General features: G+C 40.8%; 23 protein-coding genes. 14 read left to right on the top strand and 9 right to left on the bottom strand.

Going from position 1 to position 20,816, the window contains the following annotated elements:
• Positions 1-295: 295 nt before the first annotated feature.
• From LF817_RS02610 to LF817_RS02595, 4 genes are all read left to right on the top strand, one after another.
• Entirely contained in the window at positions 296-514 is a 219-nt protein-coding gene (locus LF817_RS02610) for a PLD nuclease N-terminal domain-containing protein (protein WP_253934199.1), read from the top strand.
• 2 nt (positions 515-516) lie between these two features.
• Positions 517-1,437, top strand: a complete 921-nt coding sequence (locus LF817_RS02605; protein ID WP_253934198.1) for an ABC transporter ATP-binding protein — start codon at positions 517-519, stop codon at positions 1,435-1,437.
• On the top strand, positions 1,415-2,188 hold the full coding sequence (locus LF817_RS02600; RefSeq protein WP_253934197.1) for an ABC transporter permease: 774 nt from the start codon (positions 1,415-1,417) through the stop codon (positions 2,186-2,188). Before LF817_RS02605 ends, LF817_RS02600 begins: the two co-directional genes overlap by 23 nt.
• A 77-nt stretch (positions 2,189-2,265) precedes the next feature.
• A complete protein-coding gene (locus LF817_RS02595) occupies positions 2,266-3,036 on the top strand; it encodes an SDR family NAD(P)-dependent oxidoreductase (protein ID WP_253934196.1) in 771 nt (256 codons plus the stop codon).
• Positions 3,037-4,128: 1,092 nt separating this feature from the next.
• Here the strand turns inward: LF817_RS02595 and LF817_RS02590 are convergent.
• Complete coding sequence (locus LF817_RS02590) at positions 4,129-4,530, bottom strand: GNAT family N-acetyltransferase (RefSeq protein ID WP_253934195.1); 402 nt, start codon at positions 4,528-4,530, stop codon at positions 4,129-4,131.
• Positions 4,531-4,698: 168 nt separating this feature from the next.
• Here LF817_RS02590 and LF817_RS02585 point away from each other — a divergent pair, with 168 nt between their 5' ends.
• The gene (locus tag LF817_RS02585; protein WP_253934194.1) at positions 4,699-5,181 is read left to right on the top strand and encodes a hypothetical protein; all 483 of its coding nucleotides are present in this window, start codon (positions 4,699-4,701) and stop codon (positions 5,179-5,181) included.
• Between the two features lie 36 nt (positions 5,182-5,217).
• Here LF817_RS02585 and LF817_RS02580 read toward each other — a convergent pair whose 3' ends face one another.
• Both LF817_RS02580 and LF817_RS02575 read right to left on the bottom strand, forming a co-directional pair.
• The gene (locus LF817_RS02580) at positions 5,218-5,961 is read right to left on the bottom strand and encodes a PAS domain-containing protein (RefSeq protein ID WP_253934193.1); all 744 of its coding nucleotides are present in this window, start codon (positions 5,959-5,961) and stop codon (positions 5,218-5,220) included.
• Between the two features lie 100 nt (positions 5,962-6,061).
• Positions 6,062-6,283, bottom strand: coding sequence for a DUF3006 domain-containing protein (locus LF817_RS02575; RefSeq protein WP_253934192.1), 222 nt, complete (start codon positions 6,281-6,283; stop codon positions 6,062-6,064).
• Positions 6,284-6,463: 180 nt separating this feature from the next.
• Here LF817_RS02575 and LF817_RS02570 point away from each other — a divergent pair, with 180 nt between their 5' ends.
• The 3 genes from LF817_RS02570 to LF817_RS02560 are packed head-to-tail and all read left to right on the top strand — an operon-like array spanning position 6,464 to position 7,725.
• Positions 6,464-7,054 carry a TetR/AcrR family transcriptional regulator gene (locus LF817_RS02570; RefSeq protein ID WP_253934191.1) on the top strand — a complete coding sequence of 197 codons (591 nt, stop codon included), beginning with the start codon at positions 6,464-6,466 and terminating at the stop codon, positions 7,052-7,054.
• A 3-nt stretch (positions 7,055-7,057) separates the two neighbouring features.
• Positions 7,058-7,408, top strand: coding sequence for a DMT family transporter (locus LF817_RS02565; protein WP_253934190.1), 351 nt, complete (start codon positions 7,058-7,060; stop codon positions 7,406-7,408).
• A 2-nt stretch (positions 7,409-7,410) separates the two neighbouring features.
• Positions 7,411-7,725, top strand: a complete 315-nt coding sequence (locus LF817_RS02560) for a DMT family transporter (RefSeq protein WP_253934189.1) — start codon at positions 7,411-7,413, stop codon at positions 7,723-7,725.
• 217 nt (positions 7,726-7,942) lie between these two features.
• Here the strand turns inward: LF817_RS02560 and msrA are convergent, their stop codons facing one another.
• The 3 genes from msrA to nadE form a co-directional block, all read right to left on the bottom strand.
• Positions 7,943-8,629, bottom strand: a complete 687-nt coding sequence (gene msrA, locus LF817_RS02555) for a peptide-methionine (S)-S-oxide reductase MsrA (protein ID WP_253934188.1) — start codon at positions 8,627-8,629, stop codon at positions 7,943-7,945.
• A gap of 78 nt (positions 8,630-8,707) precedes the next feature.
• Positions 8,708-9,268, bottom strand: coding sequence for a cysteine hydrolase family protein (locus LF817_RS02550; RefSeq protein WP_253934187.1), 561 nt, complete (start codon positions 9,266-9,268; stop codon positions 8,708-8,710).
• A 6-nt stretch (positions 9,269-9,274) separates the two neighbouring features.
• Positions 9,275-10,024: an NAD(+) synthase gene (nadE, locus tag LF817_RS02545; RefSeq protein ID WP_253934278.1), complete on the bottom strand. Its 750-nt coding sequence runs from the start codon at positions 10,022-10,024 to the stop codon at positions 9,275-9,277.
• A 483-nt stretch (positions 10,025-10,507) separates the two neighbouring features.
• On the opposite strand from nadE, the gene bshB2 reads away from it, so the two are divergent.
• Both bshB2 and LF817_RS02535 read left to right on the top strand, forming a co-directional pair.
• Positions 10,508-11,185, top strand: a complete 678-nt coding sequence (gene bshB2 / locus LF817_RS02540) for a bacillithiol biosynthesis deacetylase BshB2 (RefSeq protein ID WP_253934186.1) — start codon at positions 10,508-10,510, stop codon at positions 11,183-11,185.
• A gap of 189 nt (positions 11,186-11,374) precedes the next feature.
• Complete coding sequence (locus LF817_RS02535; protein ID WP_253934185.1) at positions 11,375-12,142, top strand: FixH family protein; 768 nt, start codon at positions 11,375-11,377, stop codon at positions 12,140-12,142.
• Between the two features lie 114 nt (positions 12,143-12,256).
• Here the strand turns inward: LF817_RS02535 and typA are convergent, their stop codons facing one another.
• On the bottom strand, positions 12,257-14,098 hold the full coding sequence (typA, locus tag LF817_RS02530; protein ID WP_253934184.1) for a translational GTPase TypA: 1,842 nt from the start codon (positions 14,096-14,098) through the stop codon (positions 12,257-12,259).
• 209 nt (positions 14,099-14,307) lie between these two features.
• Here typA and LF817_RS02525 point away from each other — a divergent pair, with 209 nt between their 5' ends.
• From LF817_RS02525 to LF817_RS02515, 3 genes are read left to right on the top strand one after another with little or no spacing between them, the layout of a single operon-like run.
• Entirely contained in the window at positions 14,308-15,108 is an 801-nt protein-coding gene (locus LF817_RS02525; RefSeq protein WP_253934183.1) for a sensor histidine kinase, read from the top strand.
• Complete coding sequence (locus tag LF817_RS02520) at positions 15,105-15,731, top strand: response regulator (RefSeq protein WP_253934182.1); 627 nt, start codon at positions 15,105-15,107, stop codon at positions 15,729-15,731. Before LF817_RS02525 ends, LF817_RS02520 begins: the two co-directional genes overlap by 4 nt.
• Positions 15,732-15,746: 15 nt before the next feature.
• Positions 15,747-16,688 carry an RluA family pseudouridine synthase gene (locus LF817_RS02515; RefSeq protein WP_253934181.1) on the top strand — a complete coding sequence of 314 codons (942 nt, stop codon included), beginning with the start codon at positions 15,747-15,749 and terminating at the stop codon, positions 16,686-16,688.
• 1,066 nt (positions 16,689-17,754) lie between these two features.
• Here LF817_RS02515 and LF817_RS02510 read toward each other — a convergent pair.
• Positions 17,755-18,054 carry a 4a-hydroxytetrahydrobiopterin dehydratase gene (locus LF817_RS02510; protein ID WP_253934180.1) on the bottom strand — a complete coding sequence of 100 codons (300 nt, stop codon included), beginning with the start codon at positions 18,052-18,054 and terminating at the stop codon, positions 17,755-17,757.
• A 1-nt stretch (position 18,055) separates the two neighbouring features.
• Positions 18,056-19,852 carry a M3 family oligoendopeptidase gene (locus tag LF817_RS02505; protein ID WP_253934179.1) on the bottom strand — a complete coding sequence of 599 codons (1,797 nt, stop codon included), beginning with the start codon at positions 19,850-19,852 and terminating at the stop codon, positions 18,056-18,058.
• Between the two features lie 274 nt (positions 19,853-20,126).
• Between LF817_RS02505 and LF817_RS02500 the strand changes: the two genes are divergently transcribed.
• Positions 20,127-20,486 (top strand): PilZ domain-containing protein, encoded by a 360-nt coding sequence (locus LF817_RS02500; protein ID WP_253934178.1) that lies wholly within the window; start codon positions 20,127-20,129, stop codon positions 20,484-20,486.
• Positions 20,487-20,816 lie beyond the last annotated feature (330 nt).

Here is a 20,816-nt window from a genome sequence, read left to right as displayed (position 1 = left end):
GGGTGCTCACCTCTCCATAATTTGTTATGGAAAATGAGACGTTGAGGGGTATTCAAATGTGGGATGAAAAAAGGTGGAATTCAATGGCTCAGGCCATCTGACAGCTCCTAACGTCCGTCGGATTCCTAAAGCTCGCTCAGCTCACCCTGTTTCCTCAACTAGACTAATCTCATTCTCTGCTCTTCATGCTTTCAAACAGTGTATAAAATTCTGATAATAATGTCAACTCATCAATTCATAAAAGGGAAACCAATTGGATATATAGAACGTATAGAAGATGAAGGAGGAAAAATAAATGATTCTATTAACACAATCTGCCCCACAATTTTTCAGCGACAACTTGGCTATCTTAGCTCCGCTCATCATTATTCAGCTGATCCTTGTGATTACGGCTCTTATAAGTTTAGCAAAAGTACAATTCACGAATGGCCCAAAATGGTTATGGGCGCTTATCATTATCTTCTTTAATATTCTCGGACCTATTGCTTATTTCATTTTCGGAAAGGATGACTAGAAGTGCAAGTTGAACAACTCACAAAATCTTTTGGTAAACAAGAAGTCGTACGTAATGTTTCCTTTCATTTAGAGCCGGGACATTGCGTCGCGCTCCTTGGTCCTAACGGTGCTGGAAAAACGACAACCTTAAGGATGCTGGCAGGACTTATACGTCCAACAAATGGCAGCATCCGATTCTCTGAATTCGAAACGAAAGATATCCGCGAGCAAATCGGATACCTGCCGCAACATCCACAATTCCACACTTGGATGAGTGGTAAAGAGTTCCTCGTCTATGTCGGACGCCTTGCCCGCTTATCTAAGAATATGGCAAATGAGCGAGCTTTAGAATTACTGGAACGAGTAGGTCTAAAAGATGCCGGACATAAAAAGATCGGCCAATACTCTGGAGGGATGAAACAGCGCCTTGGCATCGCCCAGGCCATGATTCATAAGCCTAAGCTGCTGATGCTTGATGAACCTGTTTCTGCATTGGATCCGATCGGGCGTCGTGATGTACTTAATTTAATGGAAGAATTAAAACTGGAAACCACATTATTGTTTTCCACGCATATCTTAAGCGATGCAGAAGAAGCAAGTGATCAGCTGTTATTGATGCATCATGGCGAAATTATTGAATCCGGTTCTTTTACTGAGGTTCGGGGTAAGCATCCGATGAATAAGATTCTTCTTCAACTCGAGAGTCAAGAATTGCAAAGCTATCTCGAGAAGCTGCGAGAACTTCCTTTCATCACCGAGGTAACCGTGAAGAAAGAGAGCTTTCATTTAATTGTAGATGATATGGAATCCGCTCGTCACAGCCTGCTTACACTATTTGCTGAAAACAATTGGCCTGTCGTTCATTTCGAATATGGACGTATCTCTCTGGAAGATTTGTTTATGAAGGTGGTGAATCAGCATGCAGTGGATGACCATATTTAATGCACAGTCTCTCGAATCGTGGCGAAATTTCAAGTGGATATGGGTGCCTCTCGTTTTTATTCTTCTCGGGCTGATGGATCCGCTAACTACATATTACTTGCCGCAAATACTCGATTCAGTAGGCGGGCTGCCTGAAGGTGCTACGATTGATATTCCTACTCCCCCTCCCACTGATGTAATCATGATGAGCATCGGCCAGTTCAATATGATTGGAGTTGCTGTTATCGTTCTTATATCCATGGGCGCAATTTCAGGAGAACGAAAAAGCGGTAAAGCTGAGCTGATTCTCGTCAAACCAGTCAACCACATGGCTTATATTACTGCAAAGTGGGCAAGCTTTTCACTTTTGAACCTTACTGCAGTATACGCCGGCCTATTATCAAGCTGGTATTATGTTTCCATACTATTTGAAAACATTCCTTTCACAAATATTATCATGTCCGGGGCTTTTTATAGTTTATGGATCCTTTTTATTACTGCCGTTAATTTTTTCATGAATACACTTGTTAAAATTCCGGGCCTTGTGGCTTTTCTAACGATTGCAGTAATCATTGTGATGCAAATCTTCAGTCAGATTTTCCAACACATCATTGAGTGGCTCCCTAACTTAATCCCTAACTATATGATAGAGATCATAGAAACTGGAAATGTACCTTCAGAGTTATGGGGAGCTTCTTCCGTTACGGTATTACTCATGGTAGTTTTACTTATAGGGGCGAGTTATTCACTAAAGACTAAAGAAATGAGTTGATGGGAAATATAGTATGATTGTACTCTCAACTAAAAGGGTATGAAATGGATAATGATGTTGAAAAGGGAGAGATTTGTTTGAAACCTACTGCGTTGATTACCGGTGCTTCTGGAGGTATCGGCTATGAATTTGCCCACTTGTTTGCCAAGGCGGGTTATAACCTTATTATCGTCGCTCGTTCAGAGTTGAAGCTTCAACAACTTAAATCAGAATTAGATGGCCATTCAGTCATCATCATTGCAAAAGACTTATCAAGACCCGGTGCCGCAAAAGAGCTTTACCACCAAGTACGTGATCACGGAAAAACGGTCGAAGTCCTTGTCAATAATGCAGGATTCGGGCTCAATGGGCCTTTTGAGGAATTACCTTTAATAGATCAACAAAATATGCTTCAAGTCAACGTTCAAGCGTTGACTCAATTAACTCATTACTTTTTGCCCGATATGAAGGAATCTCCGCTTCATGATATACCAAAAGGAATTTTGAACGTGGCCAGTATTGCAGCTTTCCAGCCCGGACCGCGAATGGCGGTCTATTATGCTTCTAAAGCCTATGTGCTGTCATTTTCTGAAGCTTTGGTAGAAGAGTTGAAAGATACTGATCTGACGGTTTCAACCTTATGCCCAGGTCCGACCTCCACCAACTTCTTCAAAAATGCGAAAGCTGAACATACGAAATTGGTCAATCGTACAATGACTGCTAAACAAGTAGCAAATGCCGGTTTCTTAGGATTCATCAAAGGAAAACGTGTGGTCGTTCCTGGAACTATGAATCTTTCCTTATCTTATACAACCAAATTCGTACCAAGGTCACTGGCAGCTAAGCTCGCTCATTATATGGATTCTTAATAATACCGGGTGACCACTTCAGAAAAGAACTGTATTCTTAAAAGCACGGTTTCGTTATTCATTACTTGAAGAAATGAGTTCTTACAATCCTGCCATATTAAGGAATAATCCTTTTATGGATTAACCTACCTTAAAAAATAGGCTTGGTTAAAGTTCCGTGTTGATATTCATATAAGCTCCCTATAGTGGAAGACTCAGGATCGAGATGTTTGGACTGTTTCCGTTATGTTTAACAGAGGTAAGAGCTCCGGGAAATCACTCGCTTTCCGTGGGAGCGCAGTGAGCCTCCTCGAGCTTCGCTCTCCGGGGTCTCACCAAGCACTCTCTTCCCACAGGAGTCTTGCGATTTCCCGGAGCTCTTTGCGATGAGTAGGGGGTACGGAAGCACCGTTTTCAGGATATCAGATGCTGCTGCGCTTCAGTTATGATAAAAGCTTGATATTGAGCGGTTTATCCCCATAAACAATCGCTTCGTCAAAAAACATATAAGTATGTTAGTATGCTGATTGTTATAACCATGCGCCTCAACACCTTAATGTAAAGCAAAATCTTCTAACTGGACAGAGATAAAGAAGACGCTCCTTATTGCAAAACAGGTTCATTTCTAGCTTACTTTCACGGAAATGAAAAGCCTATTAGATAGTTAGTTTTTCTAAAACAACCGGTTGAATTATTCTGTAAACGTTCGTATAGAGAGTTTCTGCTTCTCATTTCTTAGTTCCATCCCGTAATATAAGTTAGGGGTATTAGGGATTGGCGAGACTCCTACCTTTGAAAGCGGAAGCGCTTCTTTCAGCGGCGTTGGACTGGACTGAGCTGGCGGAGATAAAGATAATTATAAGAACGATATAAGGGGGTTCGTTCATTCCATTTCTCATGGGGTGGTTGGGAAGCTAGGAGACTCGCGTGGGAGAAGGGTGTAGCTTCCCAACCACCCCTGACTCTTAATAGGGTAACGAACCCTGGTTATCTCGAAACTGAGTCTTAAAGTATCCTGCCATATTGTTGAATAACTCACTTATCAATATCCACAATCACCTTTAATATAGCCTAAAAATAAAGAGATCAGCCTTTTAAGGCTGATCTCTATTTTTAAGCAAACTCCTCCGCTGCTTTTCTGAACCCGTGAAATGGGCGGAACCCTTTACTGGTGTAGTAACCCTCAGATGAGTTAGTCGCCAGCATTTCAACCCGAGTACTCGGATAACAGCTATGAGCTTTCTCAATCAACTGCTGGGCAAAGCCTTGCTTCCGGTAATCCTCACGAATAAGGAGCTCTGTAATATACAGCGTCACTGCCCCATCTGTAATCCCCCTTAGATATCCAATAATCTCCTGATCCATTAATAACACAAGAGCCGGCTCAGAGTTAATCCACGCCTGTAACGTTTCCTCTGAATTATCTATTAATTGAGTCCACCCTTCTTGTTTGTTCATCTCTTGAATCGTGTCAAAATCATGAATGCGGAATGAGCGAATGGAAACTTGTGACATGTTAATTATCCTCCTTTAATTCGTTTTAAGGACCTCTTCCTTACATAACGATTGAACTTGGTTTTCGTTTCACTTAAAATATAATTCTTAATCATCACCCTGACTTATTTTGAATTATGCTAAAATATGTTCTAGAAGAGATTTATGTAAGGTTTAGGAGTGACTAACTTGAGAATTATGATGATAGCTTTTGCTTTACTTGCCACGCTTACGATCAGTGCCTGCTCATCTGGTGCAGACCTTTCAATCGAATCATTGAAAGAAAATTATCCAGAATCATTCGGAACACCTGTTGAAGACAATTTATCAAGTGAGGAGCAAGAAACATTAGGCCTACCTTCTGAACTTCCATTTGAAAGTGAGTCTATCGAGGCTAGTGTGATAGAGAATGAAGCAGAAATACATTACCAATCTCGTAATGCAGACGAACTAACGGTAACAACGATCTACAATCCCGGAAACGTTCTTCAAGAGACAGAAACAAGAATGACACTGAACTCTGGTTCTATTGCTGGAGTTGACGAAGGGGAAGCTGCTGTATTCGTCGAATGGTTCGATGACGAGGACGGAGTGATCTATCAAATGGCTTATTCACCTATGGAAGAGGAAAACAGATTAGAAAAAGCTATAGACATTGCGAACTCTATATAAAAAATAAACCCGAGAACGGTTCACTCTCGGGTTTATTTATTTAAAATGAGGGCGGAAACCCGTCTCCAGGAAATACTTGGTTGCCTGCTGCACATTCATAAACGATTTGATATCAGCCAGTTCAACTCCATTTTGAGTGAACTGCATCACTACTTGAGGACGTAACCCAGCCAGCACTACCTCGATTCCTAATAGCTGCAAATTTCTCACTAAATTTTTCAGGAGGACGGCCCACTCTTGATTGATGCTTGATATGCCGGAGAATTGGATAGCTAACCTGCTGATGTTTTGATCGCGGCATTGCTCTGGAACACGTTCTAACAAAATATGTTTTTGCTCTTCTCGTAGAATGGGCTGCAAAGGAAGTAAAGCGTATCCTTTAGCTATCGTCACCACGTTGGCGGTCATGTCTTCGATCATTTGTACAAGCTGCTTCTCACCTTCAGCGGTCTCGGTTAAGTCATACACTCTTGTCAGTACGAAACTTTTCCCTTCATGTTCGAATGTTTTCGTATAAATTTGTAAAACCATTTCCTTGCCACGCCATTTATAAGGCAGCCGTTCAACACTTCTCTCTATTTTGTCCTCAATGGTTTTTGCGGTAATCTGTTTTGATTTATCCTCGTGGGGAAACAGTTCTTTTATATTTTCTCCGATGATTCTCTCATTTTGCAGCTCAAAAATCTGAACATAGGCAGGGTTTACATATGTAATCTCATAATTCTGATCGGTGATCACAACACCTTCATCTAATAAGTCCACAGCATGTCTTAATAACATAGCCCCATCCCCTATCGCAATTTTCTTACTATTAATTATGGCGCATGTTGTCAAAAAATCAAGATAAATAAAAAAACACCCTTTCCTAGGAAAAGATGTTTTAAACGCCCTCAAGATCAGATACAGATTCCTCACTATGTTTTAGAATAATTTCGACATGCCTCAAGTTTCCCATTTGGTCGAAGTCAATGGACAAAGTATCCCCAGGTTTAGCAAATTCTATGAGCCTATCCTTTAGGATCATTATTTCATTACTAAACAAATCCTTTTGAATCAAAATTGCATGGGTGTCCTCGTATCGGTCTAAGACATAGATGTTCAAAGCAACATACACCCCTTTTTAGAAATGGCCTAATTTTCCGACAAAATTCTACTATATATTGAAACTTCCCTTCCTAATCAATTTTAAACATGCTTTCAAAACAAAATTCTAGACAAAAGAAATAATAGCTGTTAAATTAAAACTAACAACCGTTAGTTAGTAAATGTTGAGGTGAGAATAATGACAGAACAAAAAATAATAGATGCCGCCTTAGAATGCTTTGCGAACGCTGGCTATCAAAATACAAGTCTCTCTGATATTGCGGATAAAGTTGGCATAAAGAAGCCGTCTTTATATAACCACTTTGCCAGCAAGGAAGCGATATTTCTTAGAGTTTTAAAGGAAGTCTCACAGAAAGAATTGGCCTACCTTAAAGGCTTCACAGAATATACGGAGAATCGAACGGTTAGAGAAAAATTCCAGGAAATTTTCAAACTTTATGTAGATCATATGTCTTTCTCTACCGAAGGAGCCTTCTTTAAACGTTTTACTTTTTTTCCACCTGAAGAATTTGCGGAGGAAATAAAGCAGGTATTCGTACGAACTGAAGAAGAAGTGAACACAATTTTAGCAGATATTTTTAAGGAAGGAATAAAAAGAGGAGAAATACGTCCTTTACACTTGAGTGAACTTACCTCCGCTTTTTATACCATAATAGACGGGTTGTTTTTAGAAGAAAATTTTTATGACAGAGATACACTTATTAAACGCCAGAAAGCCAGCTTCAAAATTTTTTGGCTGGGTATTCAAGCGTCAGACCAGGAGGGATAATCCATGGCGTGGATTTATATTTTAGTAGGAGCCGTCTTTGAAGTAGGCTGGGCGGTAGGTTTGAAGCTTTCAGAGGGATTCTCAAGACCGCTTATTTCCATTATTACAGTCTTGTTTATATTCATCAGTTTTTACTTATTCACAAAAGCGTTACGTTTGATCGATATCGGTACAGGCTACGCCATTTTCACAGGGTTAGGCGCAGCTGGTACGGCAGTTATCGGAATGACATTTCTTGGTGATGGAACTGGCGCCGGGAAGGTCTTTTTTATTGTTCTTTTAATTTTCGGAGTGATCGGGTTGAAAATGTCAGATACCCCTGACGAAGTCACCCATTCTGTTCAGGAGGGATAACCATGGCATGGATGTTTTTAGTGTTGGCTGGTATGGGAGAAATGCTCGGAATGTTGTTTCTCAAGCTATCCGATGGTCTGAGTAAACTAAAACCTAGTATCTTCGCCCTGCTTTCAGGTTCTTTAAGTTTTTATTTTTTGTCATTGTCTCTTAAGGACCTTCCAGTAGGTACAGCTTATGGAATTTGGACCGGTATTGGTTCTGCCGGGACAGTGATTCTCGGAATCTTGTTTTTTAAAGAAAAAGTCAATACAAAACGAATCTTCTTCGTATCTTGTATCATTGCTGGGGTTGTAGGACTAAAACTTGTCTCTTAATTTATTAAAGAGCCGCTTCCTTATGCTGCATTGTATCTATTAAAAAATATGCTAATGCAAACTATTCCTTATAATCCAACAAATCTTTTTATTTGGTGGGTTACAACGATAGGAACCTAACCCCGCACCTGAAGAAACCAGCGATGATGATTCTTAGACTCAACAATATTAAACTTAAAAGTGGTCCACCTCTTTCACATGAAGAGGTGGACCACTTTTATTTTTGAGGCAGATCAAGTTTCCGATCCTCTCCCCAGATTTCATTCAAGTAATCATCGCGCCCGGAGTTGCCACGATAATAGTCATAACGCCATTCATTCTCTTTATAATAATCCTGATGATATTCTTCGGCTTTATAAAATTTCTGTGCTTCTTTAATCGGTGTTACTATTTCGCCTTCATATCGCTCGGTTTTTTCTAAAGCGGATTTAGAATTTTCAGCTGCTGTTCTCTGGTCCTCAGAGTGATAAAAAACCCCCGTAGTGTATTGGTATCCACGATCGATAAACTGGCCTTCATCATCTGTAGGGTTGATTTGACGCCAGAATACTTTTAAAAGATCCTCATAAGAAATAACCGATGGATCAAAATATACTTGAACTGCTTCGAGGTGGCTCGTTTCTCCACTTGCTACCTCTTCATATGAAGGATTCACTTCTTCTCCACCCGTATAACCCGATACAACTTCATCCACACCGGCGAGTTTCTCAAAAGGAGGTTCCATACACCAGAAACATCCTCCAGCGAAAGTGGCTACATCATAGTTTTCAGGAATTTCTGTATCCGTCACAGCTTCACTTTCATAGCTTCTTTTCGTAAAATAAGCGTAAGCTTCAGGTATGAGAAAAATGCCAAGAACAACCGTAACGACTGCAACGAGTAACCATTTCATACGCTTCCCCATCTCGTTCACCTCATCGTTGAATTAGCTTTTAATTCATGATACCACGGCTGCTCCTCAAACCCCTACCATATTGTCTGCTCACTGCTCATTGAATGCTTGATCTGCTGTCGTTTCCCCAGTCTCTGTAATGTTCGCAAAGAGAGACCTCTTGATGATCTTCAATGCATTATCATTGTCATCCGTTTTTTCTGAGGCTACACAGTCTGCAGGTACCCAGAGGTCATAATCTCTCATATAAGCGTCATTAGCTGTGAAGAGGATGCAGATATCTCCAGCAACTCCTGTAAGGATGAGTTTCTTAACCCCCAGCTGCTCAAGCAGAATACTTAACTGAGTGCCGAAAAATCCTGAATGCTTTGGTTTTATTACAAAGTAGTCTTCGTCGTCCGGTATCATTTCGTCGATTACAGGTTTGCCTGGTCCACTTTTACATTCTTCTATCAGTTCTGGTACATTATCCTGCCATAAGCCAAAGTTGTCGTTTACATAAATGACTGGCATGCCTTTTTCCTTCGCTTCACTCTTTAATTTATTGATAGGTTCTGTAATTTCCTTCGTGTGTTCGAGGAGGTCTTCTCCTCCATCAAAATCCATTTTGTTGATCATATCGATAATAATTAATGCTGTATCTTGAGACATGTTTAATCACTCCTCTCTATACTTCGGAGGGCCTGCGGGAATCTGACGTTTGTGCTCACTCGTTGTGTGAAGGTTACGAAGAACTTTTTCATCTTCAGGATCAATCGACTCGCCTCGCAAGTAAGCATCAATCGCTTCGTAAGTAATGCCCATTTCTTCCTCGTCAGACTGGCCGTCCCAAAGCTCGGCACTAGGCTTTTTATTAATGACTTCATCTGTAACACCTAAATGGCTTGCCATCTCTCTAACTTCTTCTTTTCTTAGATGAATGAGAGGTACAAGGTCCACTCCTCCATCACCATATTTTGTGAAGTAACCCGTATAATCCTCTGCTGCATTATCAGTACCCACCACTAAATATCCATAATTTTGCGCCACAGCGTATAATGTACTCATTCGAAGACGAGCCTGTAAATTCGCTCCTCTCAGCTGAGCATTTTCTTCGTTCCATTCTCCTTTGTTCTTCAACTCTTCCTCAATACTGGAATAGGTTGCTTTATATGATTCGGTCAGTTCGATACCTATATAGTCAAGGTCAGCATTCTCTACGGTCGCCAGGGCATCAGGCTGATCCTCTACCCCTTTATTGATCGGAAGGAGTACCCCTAAGGAATGATCAGGGAAAGCCCTCTTGATTAAGTAAGAAACGACAGCTGAATCAATACCGCCGCTCACCCCTACTAAAGCTCCATTCGCTCCTGCCTCTTTCACTTTATCTTGCAGCCAGGTTACTAAGTATTCAATGCGTTTTTCCATCATCAAGCTCCTCTCGTCTTTTTGCTTCTTGTCCTTATGTTCCTGTAAAACTATATTAATAAACGTTATAAAAGAGTTTGTGTGAGGTTATTTTCGGATATCCAATGAAAAGTACTATGAAGATAAAGGTTCTTATTATGGTAAAAAAGTAAATAATTTTATTTCAATTCACTGGAATTCTTACTCGCATCGTAGTCGTAACTCCCCAAGAATGATTTTCAAATCGAATAGGATAACCGCTATAAAGAAAAGAGATAGCTTAATTGGAATTAAGCAATAAATATAAAGGGACTTTTAGTATATAAAGAAATAATTCTACATTTTTTAAAAATCCTGCCTCTGTCGAAAAATTAAAATCTGGAGATTGATCTTACTTGGAGAAAGAAAGGGCTCCATAACCTGAGCTCTCAAATCAAATAGCTTTAAAAAATATATTTTTTACGTGATAATGAAGAAAGAACCAAGGTCAAGGAGTGACTTTTAATGATTGAAAAAGAACAGCACGTACTTGTTATATTCCCACACCCGGACGATGAAGCGTTCGGAGTATCTGGGACCATTACTTCATATATAAAACAAGGAACTCCCGTTACTTATGCCTGCCTTACCCTTGGGGAGATGGGCCGTAATCTGGGTATGCCTACATTTGCGACTAGAGAAAGCCTTCCAACTATCCGGAAAAAAGAACTTGTGAAAGCGGCCGGGGAGATGGGGCTGACAGATTTACGCATGATGGGGCTGCGTGATAAAACACTGGAATTCGAAGATGACAACCGTATGAAACAGCTCGTGACTGATTTAGTCAATGAACTTAAGCCTTCCCTTGTCATAAGCTTTTATCCTGGTTACGCCGTCCACCCCGATCATGAAGCGACTGCACGTGCCGTTGTCAGTGCTTTAGGGGAAATGGACCCTGCCTTCCGCCCGAAATTGCACGCTTTAGCGTTTGCCAATAATACCGAAGAGGAACTAGGTAAGCCTAATGTTATTAATGACATCAGACATGTTCAGCAAGAAAAGCTGAATACGATGCGCGCTCACATCTCTCAAACAGCCCGCATGCTTGACATGCTGGATGAAGGGATCGAAAAGAACGATCCTGAAGCATTGAAGTGGGTTACATCGGAGCACTTTTACACATATACTTGGGAAGACAGCTGACCTTTATGGTCGGCTTTTTTTATTGTATAGTTTTGTTCTACTAGACTCGGATGGGCACACTAAAGCAAGTTCGCTGCTGTCCGCAGTTTCGTGTAACCGAGCTTTCCTTTAAATAGCCCGTTTGAGTCATATGATTTTTATGTCTACTCATGCTAATCTAGTGTTAGTGACCTTAAAAGGAGTCTTATTATGAAAAAAATATCGTTATTATCCCTATTGTTTTTTCTAACGTTTTTGGCGGCATGTGGTTCGTCTGAAGAAGAGAATTCATCAAATGAAGAAGAAATGTTCCAACCTGAAGTAGAAGTTAACTTCGAGGAAGAACCTCTTTCGGTTAATGAGCAGGCTTCGATTCAAGCGATCGTTACTAGTAATGGTGAACCTGTAAACGATGCTGATTATGTAGAGTTTGAAATTTGGAGTGATGAAGAAGGCGAAGATGAGTCTGAGACTATTGAAGCTGAACGTGTAGACGAAGGTCAATATGAAACTGCCTACACCTTTGATACTTCTGGTACATATCAGGTCATTGCCCATACTCAAGCAAGAGACGTCCATACGATGCCACAGGTGGAAGTACAAGTCGGTGAGGCTTCAGAAGGAGAATCTGACGGCGAACACAGCCATTCAGAAGACACTGAACATGATCATGGATCTGGTGAATTTACCGTCCACTTGATGACAGCAGAAAATTTTACTGCAGAAGAATCTTCTGAGTTAATGACTCACATCCAGCAAAATGACTCCCCTTTCGAAAAAGGTGAAGTCACTTTTGAAATCAGATCGGATCAATTAGAAAAGCATGAATTCGTCGAAGCTGAAGAAGACGAAGCCGGCGAATATACAGCGGATTATGAGTTTCCTTCTGAAGGAGAATATGTAGTTAATGTTCATTATGAGAAACCTGAAGAAGAAATTCATGGACATAAGGAAGAATCCATTGAAGTAAAAGAATGAAGAAACCTGACCGGTGATGCGGTCAGGTTTCTTTGCTAATTGCTCATTTTCTAACTGTTCATCAAAATAAAAACGAGCCTCTCAAAAGAGAGACTCGCTTCTCATTTTTAGCATTTAAAGCTCAGCGTTTTGAAGTTTTTTCTTCTTCGCAGCTTTCTCACGCTCGTTTTTATTAAGGTATTTCTTACGAAGTCTGACTGCTTCCGGTGTTACTTCGCAATACTCATCATCATCTAAATACTCGATGGCCTCTTCAAGAGTAAGCTTACGAGTTTTCTTGATGGAGCTTGTAGTGTCTTTGTTAGCAGAGCGCACGTTCGTCAAGTGCTTCTCTTTCGTAATGTTTACAGTAAGATCGTTATCACGATTATGCTCGCCTACGATCATTCCCTCATAAACTTCAGTACCAGGTTCAACAAAGATAATACCTCTATCTTCAAGGTTCATAATACCATAAGTGGACGCTTTCCCTTTATCTAGAGAAACAAGAACTCCTTGACGACGCCCGCCTACTTGACCTTGAGCTAATGGAGCATATCCATCAAACGTATGGTTAAGGATTCCATACCCACGCGTCTGAGTCATGAACTCAGTAGAATAGCCTATCAGACCACGAGATGGTACGAGGAATTCAAGGCGTACTTGACCGTTACCATCGTTCACCATGTCCTGCATTTCACCCTTACGAATTCCGATGGATTCCATGACAGCACCCTGGTAATCTTCTGGTGTGTCAATTTGAACACGCTCTACTGGCTCGCAAGTGACACCGTCGATTTCTTTGAGGATAACTTTCGGCTTGGAAAGCTGAAGCTCAAATCCTTCACGACGCATATTTTCTACAAGGATGGACAAGTGAAGCTCCCCACGCCCTGATACCGTAAAGGCATCTGGTGAATCCGTAGGTTCTACACGTAAACTTACGTCCGTTTCTAATTGGGTCAACAAGCGTTCTTCAATTTGACGGGAAGTAACATACTTACCTTCGCGACCAGCGAAAGGACTGTTGTTCACTAAGAACGTCATTTGAAGAGTTGGTTCGTCGATACGTGGAATTTCCATCGCTTCTTGATTATCTGTCGGGCAAACTGTTTCGCCGACGTTGATATCTTCTAAACCAGCAAGAGCAATGATATCTCCCGCTTGAGCTTCTTCGATTTCAATCCGCTTAAGGCCGATGAAACCAAACAATTTAGAAATACGGAAATTCTTCACAGAACCATCTTTTTTCATAAGAGAAACCTGCTGGCCTACTTTTATGCTCCCACGGAACACACGTCCGACGCCGATACGTCCAAGGTAATCATTATAATCAAGTAATGTTACTTGGAATTGAAGAGACTCTTCTTTCGTATCTAAAGGAGCCGGGATATTGTTCATGATCAGCTTAAAGATAGGATCCATTGTTTCGTTCTGATCTTCTGGCTCATCACCTGAAGTTCCATTTAAAGCAGAGGCATAAACAACTGGGAAATCAAGCTGTTCATCATCTGCACCTAATTCAATAAATAGATCCAGAACCTCGTCTACTACTTCTTGTGGACGAGCATTCGGGCGATCAATCTTATTTAGAACGACCACTGGAGTCAGTTTCTGTTCAAGAGCTTTTTTCAAAACAAAACGAGTCTGTGGCATACATCCTTCATAGGCATCTACCACTAATAATACGCCATCAACCATCTTAAGGATACGTTCCACTTCGCCGCCAAAATCAGCGTGACCAGGTGTATCCAGAATGTTAATACGTGCGTCGTTATAATTGATCGCGGTATTTTTAGCCAAAATCGTAATTCCGCGTTCTTTTTCCAAATCATTAGAGTCCATTGCTCGTTCATCCACATGTTCGTTATCACGGAAAGTTCCTGAGTAGTGAAGCATTTGGTCCACTAACGTAGTTTTTCCGTGGTCAACGTGTGCGATGATTGCGATATTTCGAATATCATTTCTGTGTTGCATGAAGCACACACCTCTTTCAAATTGCAAATTATTCAACCGTTCTATTGTACCATACTTCAAAACATATTAATACCTAATGTACACTACTTTGTCATAATTTAAACACATCTGCTTTCAATTCCATGATAAAAGTATATAACAATCTTTTTATAAAGACTAATTACTAGTACAATATGAGTGACCTATCAGGCGAGAAGAGGGAGTGAACTATGACATATCAACAAATTAAATGGCTGATTGTTGTCGTACCGGCCCTTGCTATCGGACTTTGGGAATACATTCGTCATGAATGGCTGCTATCCATCATATCCATGGAACTTGGAAATTGGCTTACTCCCTTATTCGTATTAGCCTTCTCCATTCTTATAAATTCCAAACTTTTTCAAATACTAGAGAAAAATCAACGAGAGCTTGAACAAGAGAAAATGAAACAGGCGATTATTAACGAGCGTCAGGAGATTTCAAGAGAGCTGCATGATTCCATATCTCAGTCACTCTTTCTCCTGTCTGTCAAAATCCAGCAGCTTCACCACTCTGATCAAAAAAAGATAGTTGAAATTGAATCAACTATTGATAAAATACAGTCTAATGTCCGTCACTCGATCAAACACTTAAGAACGCCAGACCTTCAAGATTGGAATATTGCTTTACATGACTTGCTTGATCCCATGCGCAGACAACGTCCCGACATAAAATTCCATATGAATTGGCCTTTTCAGAACCAAAACTACACTATGGACGAAAAAGTTCATTTTTTCTGGATTATCCGTGAGGGGTTGATCAATGTCCTTAAACACGGTGATCAAGTCTCCAACGTTACAATTATAGGCACCCCAAATAAAATAGAACTCATAGATGATGGAACAGACCTAATAGCAGAAGACGCCCAACCCCATTATGGACTGGAAATGATGAAAGACCGCGCAAAGTCGATTAACTGGAAGCTCTGCCTAGTCAGAGAAAGAAATCAGACGGTACTAAGATTGGAGAAAGGAGAGAACGCGAGTTGAATCCCTATAAAATCCTAGTTGCCGATGACCACGAAGATGCGAGAGAAGCGATTCGCTCTCTCCTCTCCCCCTTCGATCATTATGTAATTGTCGGAGAGGCAGCCAATGGCCAGCAAGCAATAGACTTGACGGCTCAGCTCCACCCGGATGTTATTTTAATGGATATCCATATGCCGGGCATAAACGGCCTTGAAGCTACCAGACATATAAAAAAACACTCCCCTGAAGTGAAGATCATCATTTTGACTGTATCTGAAGAAAGCACTCACCTTTTCGCTGCTTTAAAAGAGGGCGCACAGGGCTATTTATTAAAAAGTGTACGTCCTTCCGATTGGAACAGCTACATTGATGCTGTTATAAAAGACGGGGAATTTTCCGAAGAATTAATAGAGCATACCTTATCCAAGCTCACCCAAAAACAGACAAGCAAACCACCACTGTCCGCTCGTGAATCCGAAGTGATGAAACTGGCCGCTTCGGGAGCAACAAACAAGGAAATTTCAGAACAGCTATTTATAACGGAGAACACGGTAAAAAACCATTTGAAAAGTGTACTTCGTAAACTGCACATAAAAAATCGAGTAGAGCTTGCACGAATGGCTTATGAAAAGCATTGGCTGTAAGGGAAGGGAAGTTTTATGAAAACGAAAAGACAAGGAGAATGGCTCGAAGTCATTGTACCTCGAAAGTGGGATGGATTCACGATTGAACGGATTATGAAGAAAGAATGGCTCGTCCCTAGAAAATTGCTGCACAAATTTCGTACAGAACGATCCGTCACTTTAAATAACGAATCGAAACATTGGAAGCAAACCACTGTAAAAACTGGAGACGCCCTGCGGATTAGATTGTTCGAACCCCAGGATCTTGAAGTCACTCCTACCTATATGGAAATAGACGTGATTTATGAGGACGACCACCTGTTAGTCGTTAACAAGCCGGTCGGGATGGATACCCACCCGAACCAGCATGAGCAAGCGAATACGCTCATCAACGGTGTTGCCTTTTATTTTCAAAGTCATGGGATTGAAGCATCTCCCAAATATGTTCACCGCCTGGACCGGGACACTTCCGGGGCGATCCTATTCGCTAAGCACGATCTGGCTATTGCACGCCTCGGCCAGCAATTGAAGGAAAGAAAAATTAAACGAACATATATTGCCTGGGCTCACGGGAAAGTAAAACCGGCTAAAGGAGAAATCAATCAGCCGATCGGGAAAGATCGGCATCACCCGGTCAGACGAAGAGTTTCAAAAAATGGACAAGACGCAATGACTCACTATGAGAGGATCGATTATAGTTCTGAATTCAAAGCTTCTCTCCTTAAGCTTGACCTTAGCACAGGAAGAACGCACCAAATCAGAGTACATTTAAGTCATATGGGTTATCCATTATTAGGAGACGTATTATATGGTGGGAAAAGCGATCCCCAATATAAACAGGCCCTTCACGCAGCACGCCTGACATTCACTCATCCATTCACGGAAGAACATATTGAATGCTTAGCTCTTCCTAATGAAAATTCTGCTCTGTTTAAGCCTTACCACGTCCAACGTCTCTCCCATTCTTTCGGGAAGTAAATTTCACAGACAAAGCCACCGATGCAACGAAGCGTCTGTTGGTCTAATAGACAAACAAGGTAACTGGAATTTTATATTAAATTAAATGTAGAGTTTGTGAAGGGTTGTTCTTAAAGTATATGGCAGGATAGTGGAAGACTTGGTTTCGAGATAATTTGGGTTCGTGGCTGTAATGAGAGTCTGGTGTGGTTGGAAAGCTACTCGCTTTCCTGTGGGGGAAGTGGCGAGCTTCCTCGGGCTTGCAGCCCTGTGGGATCTCGCCTACATCCTTCTCCCACGGGAGTCTCGCAGCTTCCCAACCACACCAATCGATAAGAGATGAACGAACCCTCTTATACCGTTCTTTGAATTATTTTTATCTTCGCCAACTCAGTCCAGTCCATACGCCGCTGAACGAAGTGCTTCCGGTTCCAAAGGTAGGAGCCTCGCACATTCCTAAAACCCCTAACTTACATTACGGGACGGAACTAAGAAATGAGAAGCAGAAACTCTCTTGTACCAACGTTTGCAGATTCATTCAAAACCGGTTGTATTAGAAAAACTAACTATCCAATAATGAACCCTTTTTGCAAGAAGGTGCGTCTTCTTTATCCATGTTCGTTTTTTGGTGAGCGGTTGTTTATAGGGATAAACCGCTCAATATCAAGTTTTTATCATAGCTGTAGCGCAGCATCCGAAATCGGTGTTTCCATACCATCTAATTATGGCAAAGAACTCCGGGAAATTACGAGACTCCTGTGGGAAGAGAGTGCTTGGTGAGACCCCGGAGAGCGAAGCTCGAGGAGGCTCACCGCGCTCCCACGGAAAGGGAGTGATTTCCCGGAGCTCTTACCTCTATTAAACATAACGGAAACAGTCCAAATATCTCGAAACTGAGTCTTCCACTATAGGGAGCTTTAGTGGAACAAGACAGAAAACCAGCAAACAACAACGCTTGGATATTAATAACCAAGCGTTGTTGTTTGCTATTTATTATTTATGGCACTAACATTCTTCCTTGAATAGTAGTAATTAAGCTGCTCTTTCAAATTTCCCCTCAGTATCTCATGGGAATTTTTAAAAGTGTTCAATCCGTTATAGCCTTATAGAGTTCATCGTATTTTTCAGCACAACTTAGATCTAAATCAGTAAGTCCCTTAGCATTCCAGGAAGTCAGTTTCATCGTTACCATTTTATAGTCAATGCTGATGAAGGGGTGATGTTGAATATCCTCTGAATAAGCAGCCACTTGATCAACGAACTCTATTCCCTTTAAGAACTCACGAAACCGATATCGCTTTACGATGAATTTCCCATCTTCAAGCTTCCAGTTATCCAGCTGATCGACTCTATCCTGCTTTTCTCCTTCAGGTATTCTTTCGGCCATATTATTCACTCCTTTGTTTTAGAGTACTGCTCAGTTCAATGAATTCTTCGACATCTGCTGTGCAGAGCTTCAACGCTTCTTCCCAAAATTCAGTATCCTCTAAGTCTACCCCCAAATGTTTCTTAGCTAAATCCTCGACATTCATAACTCCTGTATCCTGTAACAAAGCAATATATTTCTTTTCGAAAGCATGGCCTTCCTTAGCAGCTTTTGCATAGATTCCTAGACTGAACAAGTAACCGAACGTGTATGGAAAATTGTAAAATGGTACGCCTGTTATATGGAAGTGAAGCTTGGAGGCCCAAAACGTTGGATCGTATTCAGAAAGAGAATCCTGATAGGCTTCTTCCTGGGCTTCGACCATTAACTCGTTTAACCTCTCTGTAGACACTTTACCCGCTTTCCGCTCATTATAAAAACGAATTTCGAACAAATAACGGGAATGGATGTTCATAAAAAATGCGACACTCCGCTGAATTTTATCTTCAAGAAGGAGAAGCTTTTCTTTAGGATCAGCAACACTCTTGACTGCCGCATCAGCTACAATCATTTCAGCAAAAGTCGACGCTGTTTCCGCCACATTCATAGCATAGCTCTGGTTATAAATGGGGAGGTCATTCATAACATGCTGGTGATAGGCATGTCCAAGCTCATGTGCAAGTGTAGCTATATTTGACAATGTGCCTGAATAAGTCATGAATATCCTTGTTTCCTTGCTGTGAGGAAAACTCGTGCAGAATCCTCCCGGTCGTTTCCCAGGCCGGTCTTCTGCTTCAATCCACCTTTTCTCAAAGGCCTTCCGAGCAAACGATGCCATTAATGGACTGAACCTTTCAAACTGTTCAACAATGAACCTGGCGCCCTCTGTGTATTCCATTTTACGCTCCACGTTTCCTATAGGCGCGTCCACATCATAGATGCTCAGCTTGTCTATCCCTATCCATTCCGCTTTTTCCTTCAAGAACTTTGTATAATACGACTTATACTTTGTAATCGTATCCCACATCGCTTTTAAAGTTTTTTCACTCATACGGTTATAAGATAGCGGTTCCTTTAAGGGGTTGTCCCACCCTCGATGTTTATACGTTTGTAAACGGAATCCCGCAAGATGGTTCAAGGTTTCCGTGAACACATCCGATTCTTCCTGCCATGCCAGCTGCCAATTATTGAATACTTCTTTTCTGATTGTACGGTCCGAATCACTCAACTTATTAGCAGCCTGCCCCACGGAGAGTTTTTCACCTTTATAAGGTAAGGACATTCTACCAACGAGAGTATCGTACAATTGGCCCCAGCCATGGTATCCATCCACAGCCAGATTATTGATGAGGGTTTCCTGCTCTAAGTCCAGCTTATCTTTGGCTTTTTCTCGACGTTCATCAAGAACGAAAGCAAGTTCGGATAATTCGGATTCCAGCATTAAAGCCTTCCAAGTAGAAGAATCTATTTGGACAAGCTTTTGATCGAATTCTGTTTGGATGTTATTATATTTCGCGCTAAGTTCTGTACGTTTTGAAACCCACATTTGTGCCTGCTTATCCTTCACATCCTGAGCAGATAAACAACTGATGAAAGCACTGAATTCCTTTAATCTTTTAGCTGCCTCCTGAGCGTGGTCAATTACTTCTCTCAGCTCTTTTGTTTGTTCAGGTATTTTCGGAAAAACGAAATTTTGGACGTGCTGATGAAGCTCGGATATTCTTAATTCTATATTTGCAACATAGGTTGTCAGCTCAACAGAATCGCTGCCCCCTGGAAAAATAGCATCCAAATCCCATTGTTGATGGTATTCTTTCATGTCATAGTACTCCTTCCTTTTTTCAAGCGTAAACCTATTGGAAGACAATCATTCCCATGGTAAACTTGAGAAAATATGTAGTGATCAAATTGAACCATTACTAAATATATCTTCATTATTCATCCTTATTTATTGTATCAGAATATTCCAATAATCATAAAAAATTAAAGAGTTTTTTATAGGGTCAGACAAACTCCGGTGTTAACAATCAACAATCCTGGCATATTACTGAATAACCATTTCATGAAACCAACAAGGAAAGGATGATGGAAATATGCGTTATAATCGCCAGGAAAGCCTCAGGTATACATTAAAAAATCCCCCGCCTGCTAAATTCAAAATCTTTCAAATAGAAGATAACCCTGTACATACGTCAGTTGGCGATGGACATGTATTAAATCTCAGTCCGAATGGCCTGCTGCTTTCCACCAATTTAAAAATGCCTTTCCACAAAAAAGTACGTGTTATCATAATGGCGACTTTTTTGAATACAGCAGTAGAGTGGAAAGCTGAAATTGTATGGGGAAAAGAAAAAGGTTCGACTTATCATTACGGATTGACCCTGCTGGATGATCACAGTAAAGAAATCATCCGTATATTGAAACAATATAAAGCAAATGAAAGTACTAGCTGAGAAGCTGGTACTTTTTTTGTGTGCAAGAATAGTTATTCGCCTATTCTCTCTGCTCCTCATAAAAGTATTCAAAAAATTTCAAATCTATGGTTCACATACCCTAATTTTAATGATAAACTTAGTTTGTAACATAATTGAAATATAAAAGTCATATAAATGAAACTATTGTAACATTATGTCGATTATCAACTACTAATAAACCATAGTTTAAGCTGAAAATAATTTGGGAAAACTCTTATCACATCAAGTCACTGATTCGGAAATCATCCATTGAAAGGGGATTTTTTTAATGAGAAACAAAGCAGAATATGATTCTATAGATTTCATATA

Origin of the sequence: Halobacillus sp. A1 (assembly GCF_024189295.1) — a bacterium.
GTDB lineage: Bacteria > Bacillota > Bacilli > Bacillales > Halobacillaceae > Halobacillus_A.
This window is presented reverse-complemented; position numbering and strand designations above follow the sequence as displayed.

What these genes read in the sequence shown, in the direction of transcription:
- LF817_RS02610 (WP_253934199.1), top strand. Translation starts at nt 296, where the DNA reads ATGATTCTATTAACACAATCTGCCCCACAATTTTTCAGCGACAACTTG.
- LF817_RS02600 (WP_253934197.1), top strand. Translation starts at nt 1,415, where the DNA reads ATGCAGTGGATGACCATATTTAATGCACAGTCTCTCGAATCGTGGCGA.
- LF817_RS02590 (WP_253934195.1), bottom strand. Translation starts at nt 4,530, where the DNA reads ATGTCACAAGTTTCCATTCGCTCATTCCGCATTCATGATTTTGACACG.
- LF817_RS02580 (WP_253934193.1), bottom strand. Translation starts at nt 5,961, where the DNA reads ATGTTATTAAGACATGCTGTGGACTTATTAGATGAAGGTGTTGTGATC.
- LF817_RS02570 (WP_253934191.1), top strand. Translation starts at nt 6,464, where the DNA reads ATGACAGAACAAAAAATAATAGATGCCGCCTTAGAATGCTTTGCGAAC.
- LF817_RS02565 (WP_253934190.1), top strand. Translation starts at nt 7,058, where the DNA reads ATGGCGTGGATTTATATTTTAGTAGGAGCCGTCTTTGAAGTAGGCTGG.
- LF817_RS02560 (WP_253934189.1), top strand. Translation starts at nt 7,411, where the DNA reads ATGGCATGGATGTTTTTAGTGTTGGCTGGTATGGGAGAAATGCTCGGA.
- msrA (WP_253934188.1), bottom strand. Translation starts at nt 8,629, where the DNA reads ATGGGGAAGCGTATGAAATGGTTACTCGTTGCAGTCGTTACGGTTGTT.
- LF817_RS02550 (WP_253934187.1), bottom strand. Translation starts at nt 9,268, where the DNA reads ATGTCTCAAGATACAGCATTAATTATTATCGATATGATCAACAAAATG.
- nadE (WP_253934278.1), bottom strand. Translation starts at nt 10,024, where the DNA reads ATGGAAAAACGCATTGAATACTTAGTAACCTGGCTGCAAGATAAAGTG.
- bshB2 (WP_253934186.1), top strand. Translation starts at nt 10,508, where the DNA reads ATGATTGAAAAAGAACAGCACGTACTTGTTATATTCCCACACCCGGAC.
- LF817_RS02535 (WP_253934185.1), top strand. Translation starts at nt 11,375, where the DNA reads ATGAAAAAAATATCGTTATTATCCCTATTGTTTTTTCTAACGTTTTTG.
- typA (WP_253934184.1), bottom strand. Translation starts at nt 14,098, where the DNA reads ATGCAACACAGAAATGATATTCGAAATATCGCAATCATCGCACACGTT.
- LF817_RS02525 (WP_253934183.1), top strand. Translation starts at nt 14,308, where the DNA reads ATGACATATCAACAAATTAAATGGCTGATTGTTGTCGTACCGGCCCTT.
- LF817_RS02515 (WP_253934181.1), top strand. Translation starts at nt 15,747, where the DNA reads ATGAAAACGAAAAGACAAGGAGAATGGCTCGAAGTCATTGTACCTCGA.
- LF817_RS02510 (WP_253934180.1), bottom strand. Translation starts at nt 18,054, where the DNA reads ATGGCCGAAAGAATACCTGAAGGAGAAAAGCAGGATAGAGTCGATCAG.
- LF817_RS02505 (WP_253934179.1), bottom strand. Translation starts at nt 19,852, where the DNA reads ATGAAAGAATACCATCAACAATGGGATTTGGATGCTATTTTTCCAGGG.
- LF817_RS02500 (WP_253934178.1), top strand. Translation starts at nt 20,127, where the DNA reads ATGCGTTATAATCGCCAGGAAAGCCTCAGGTATACATTAAAAAATCCC.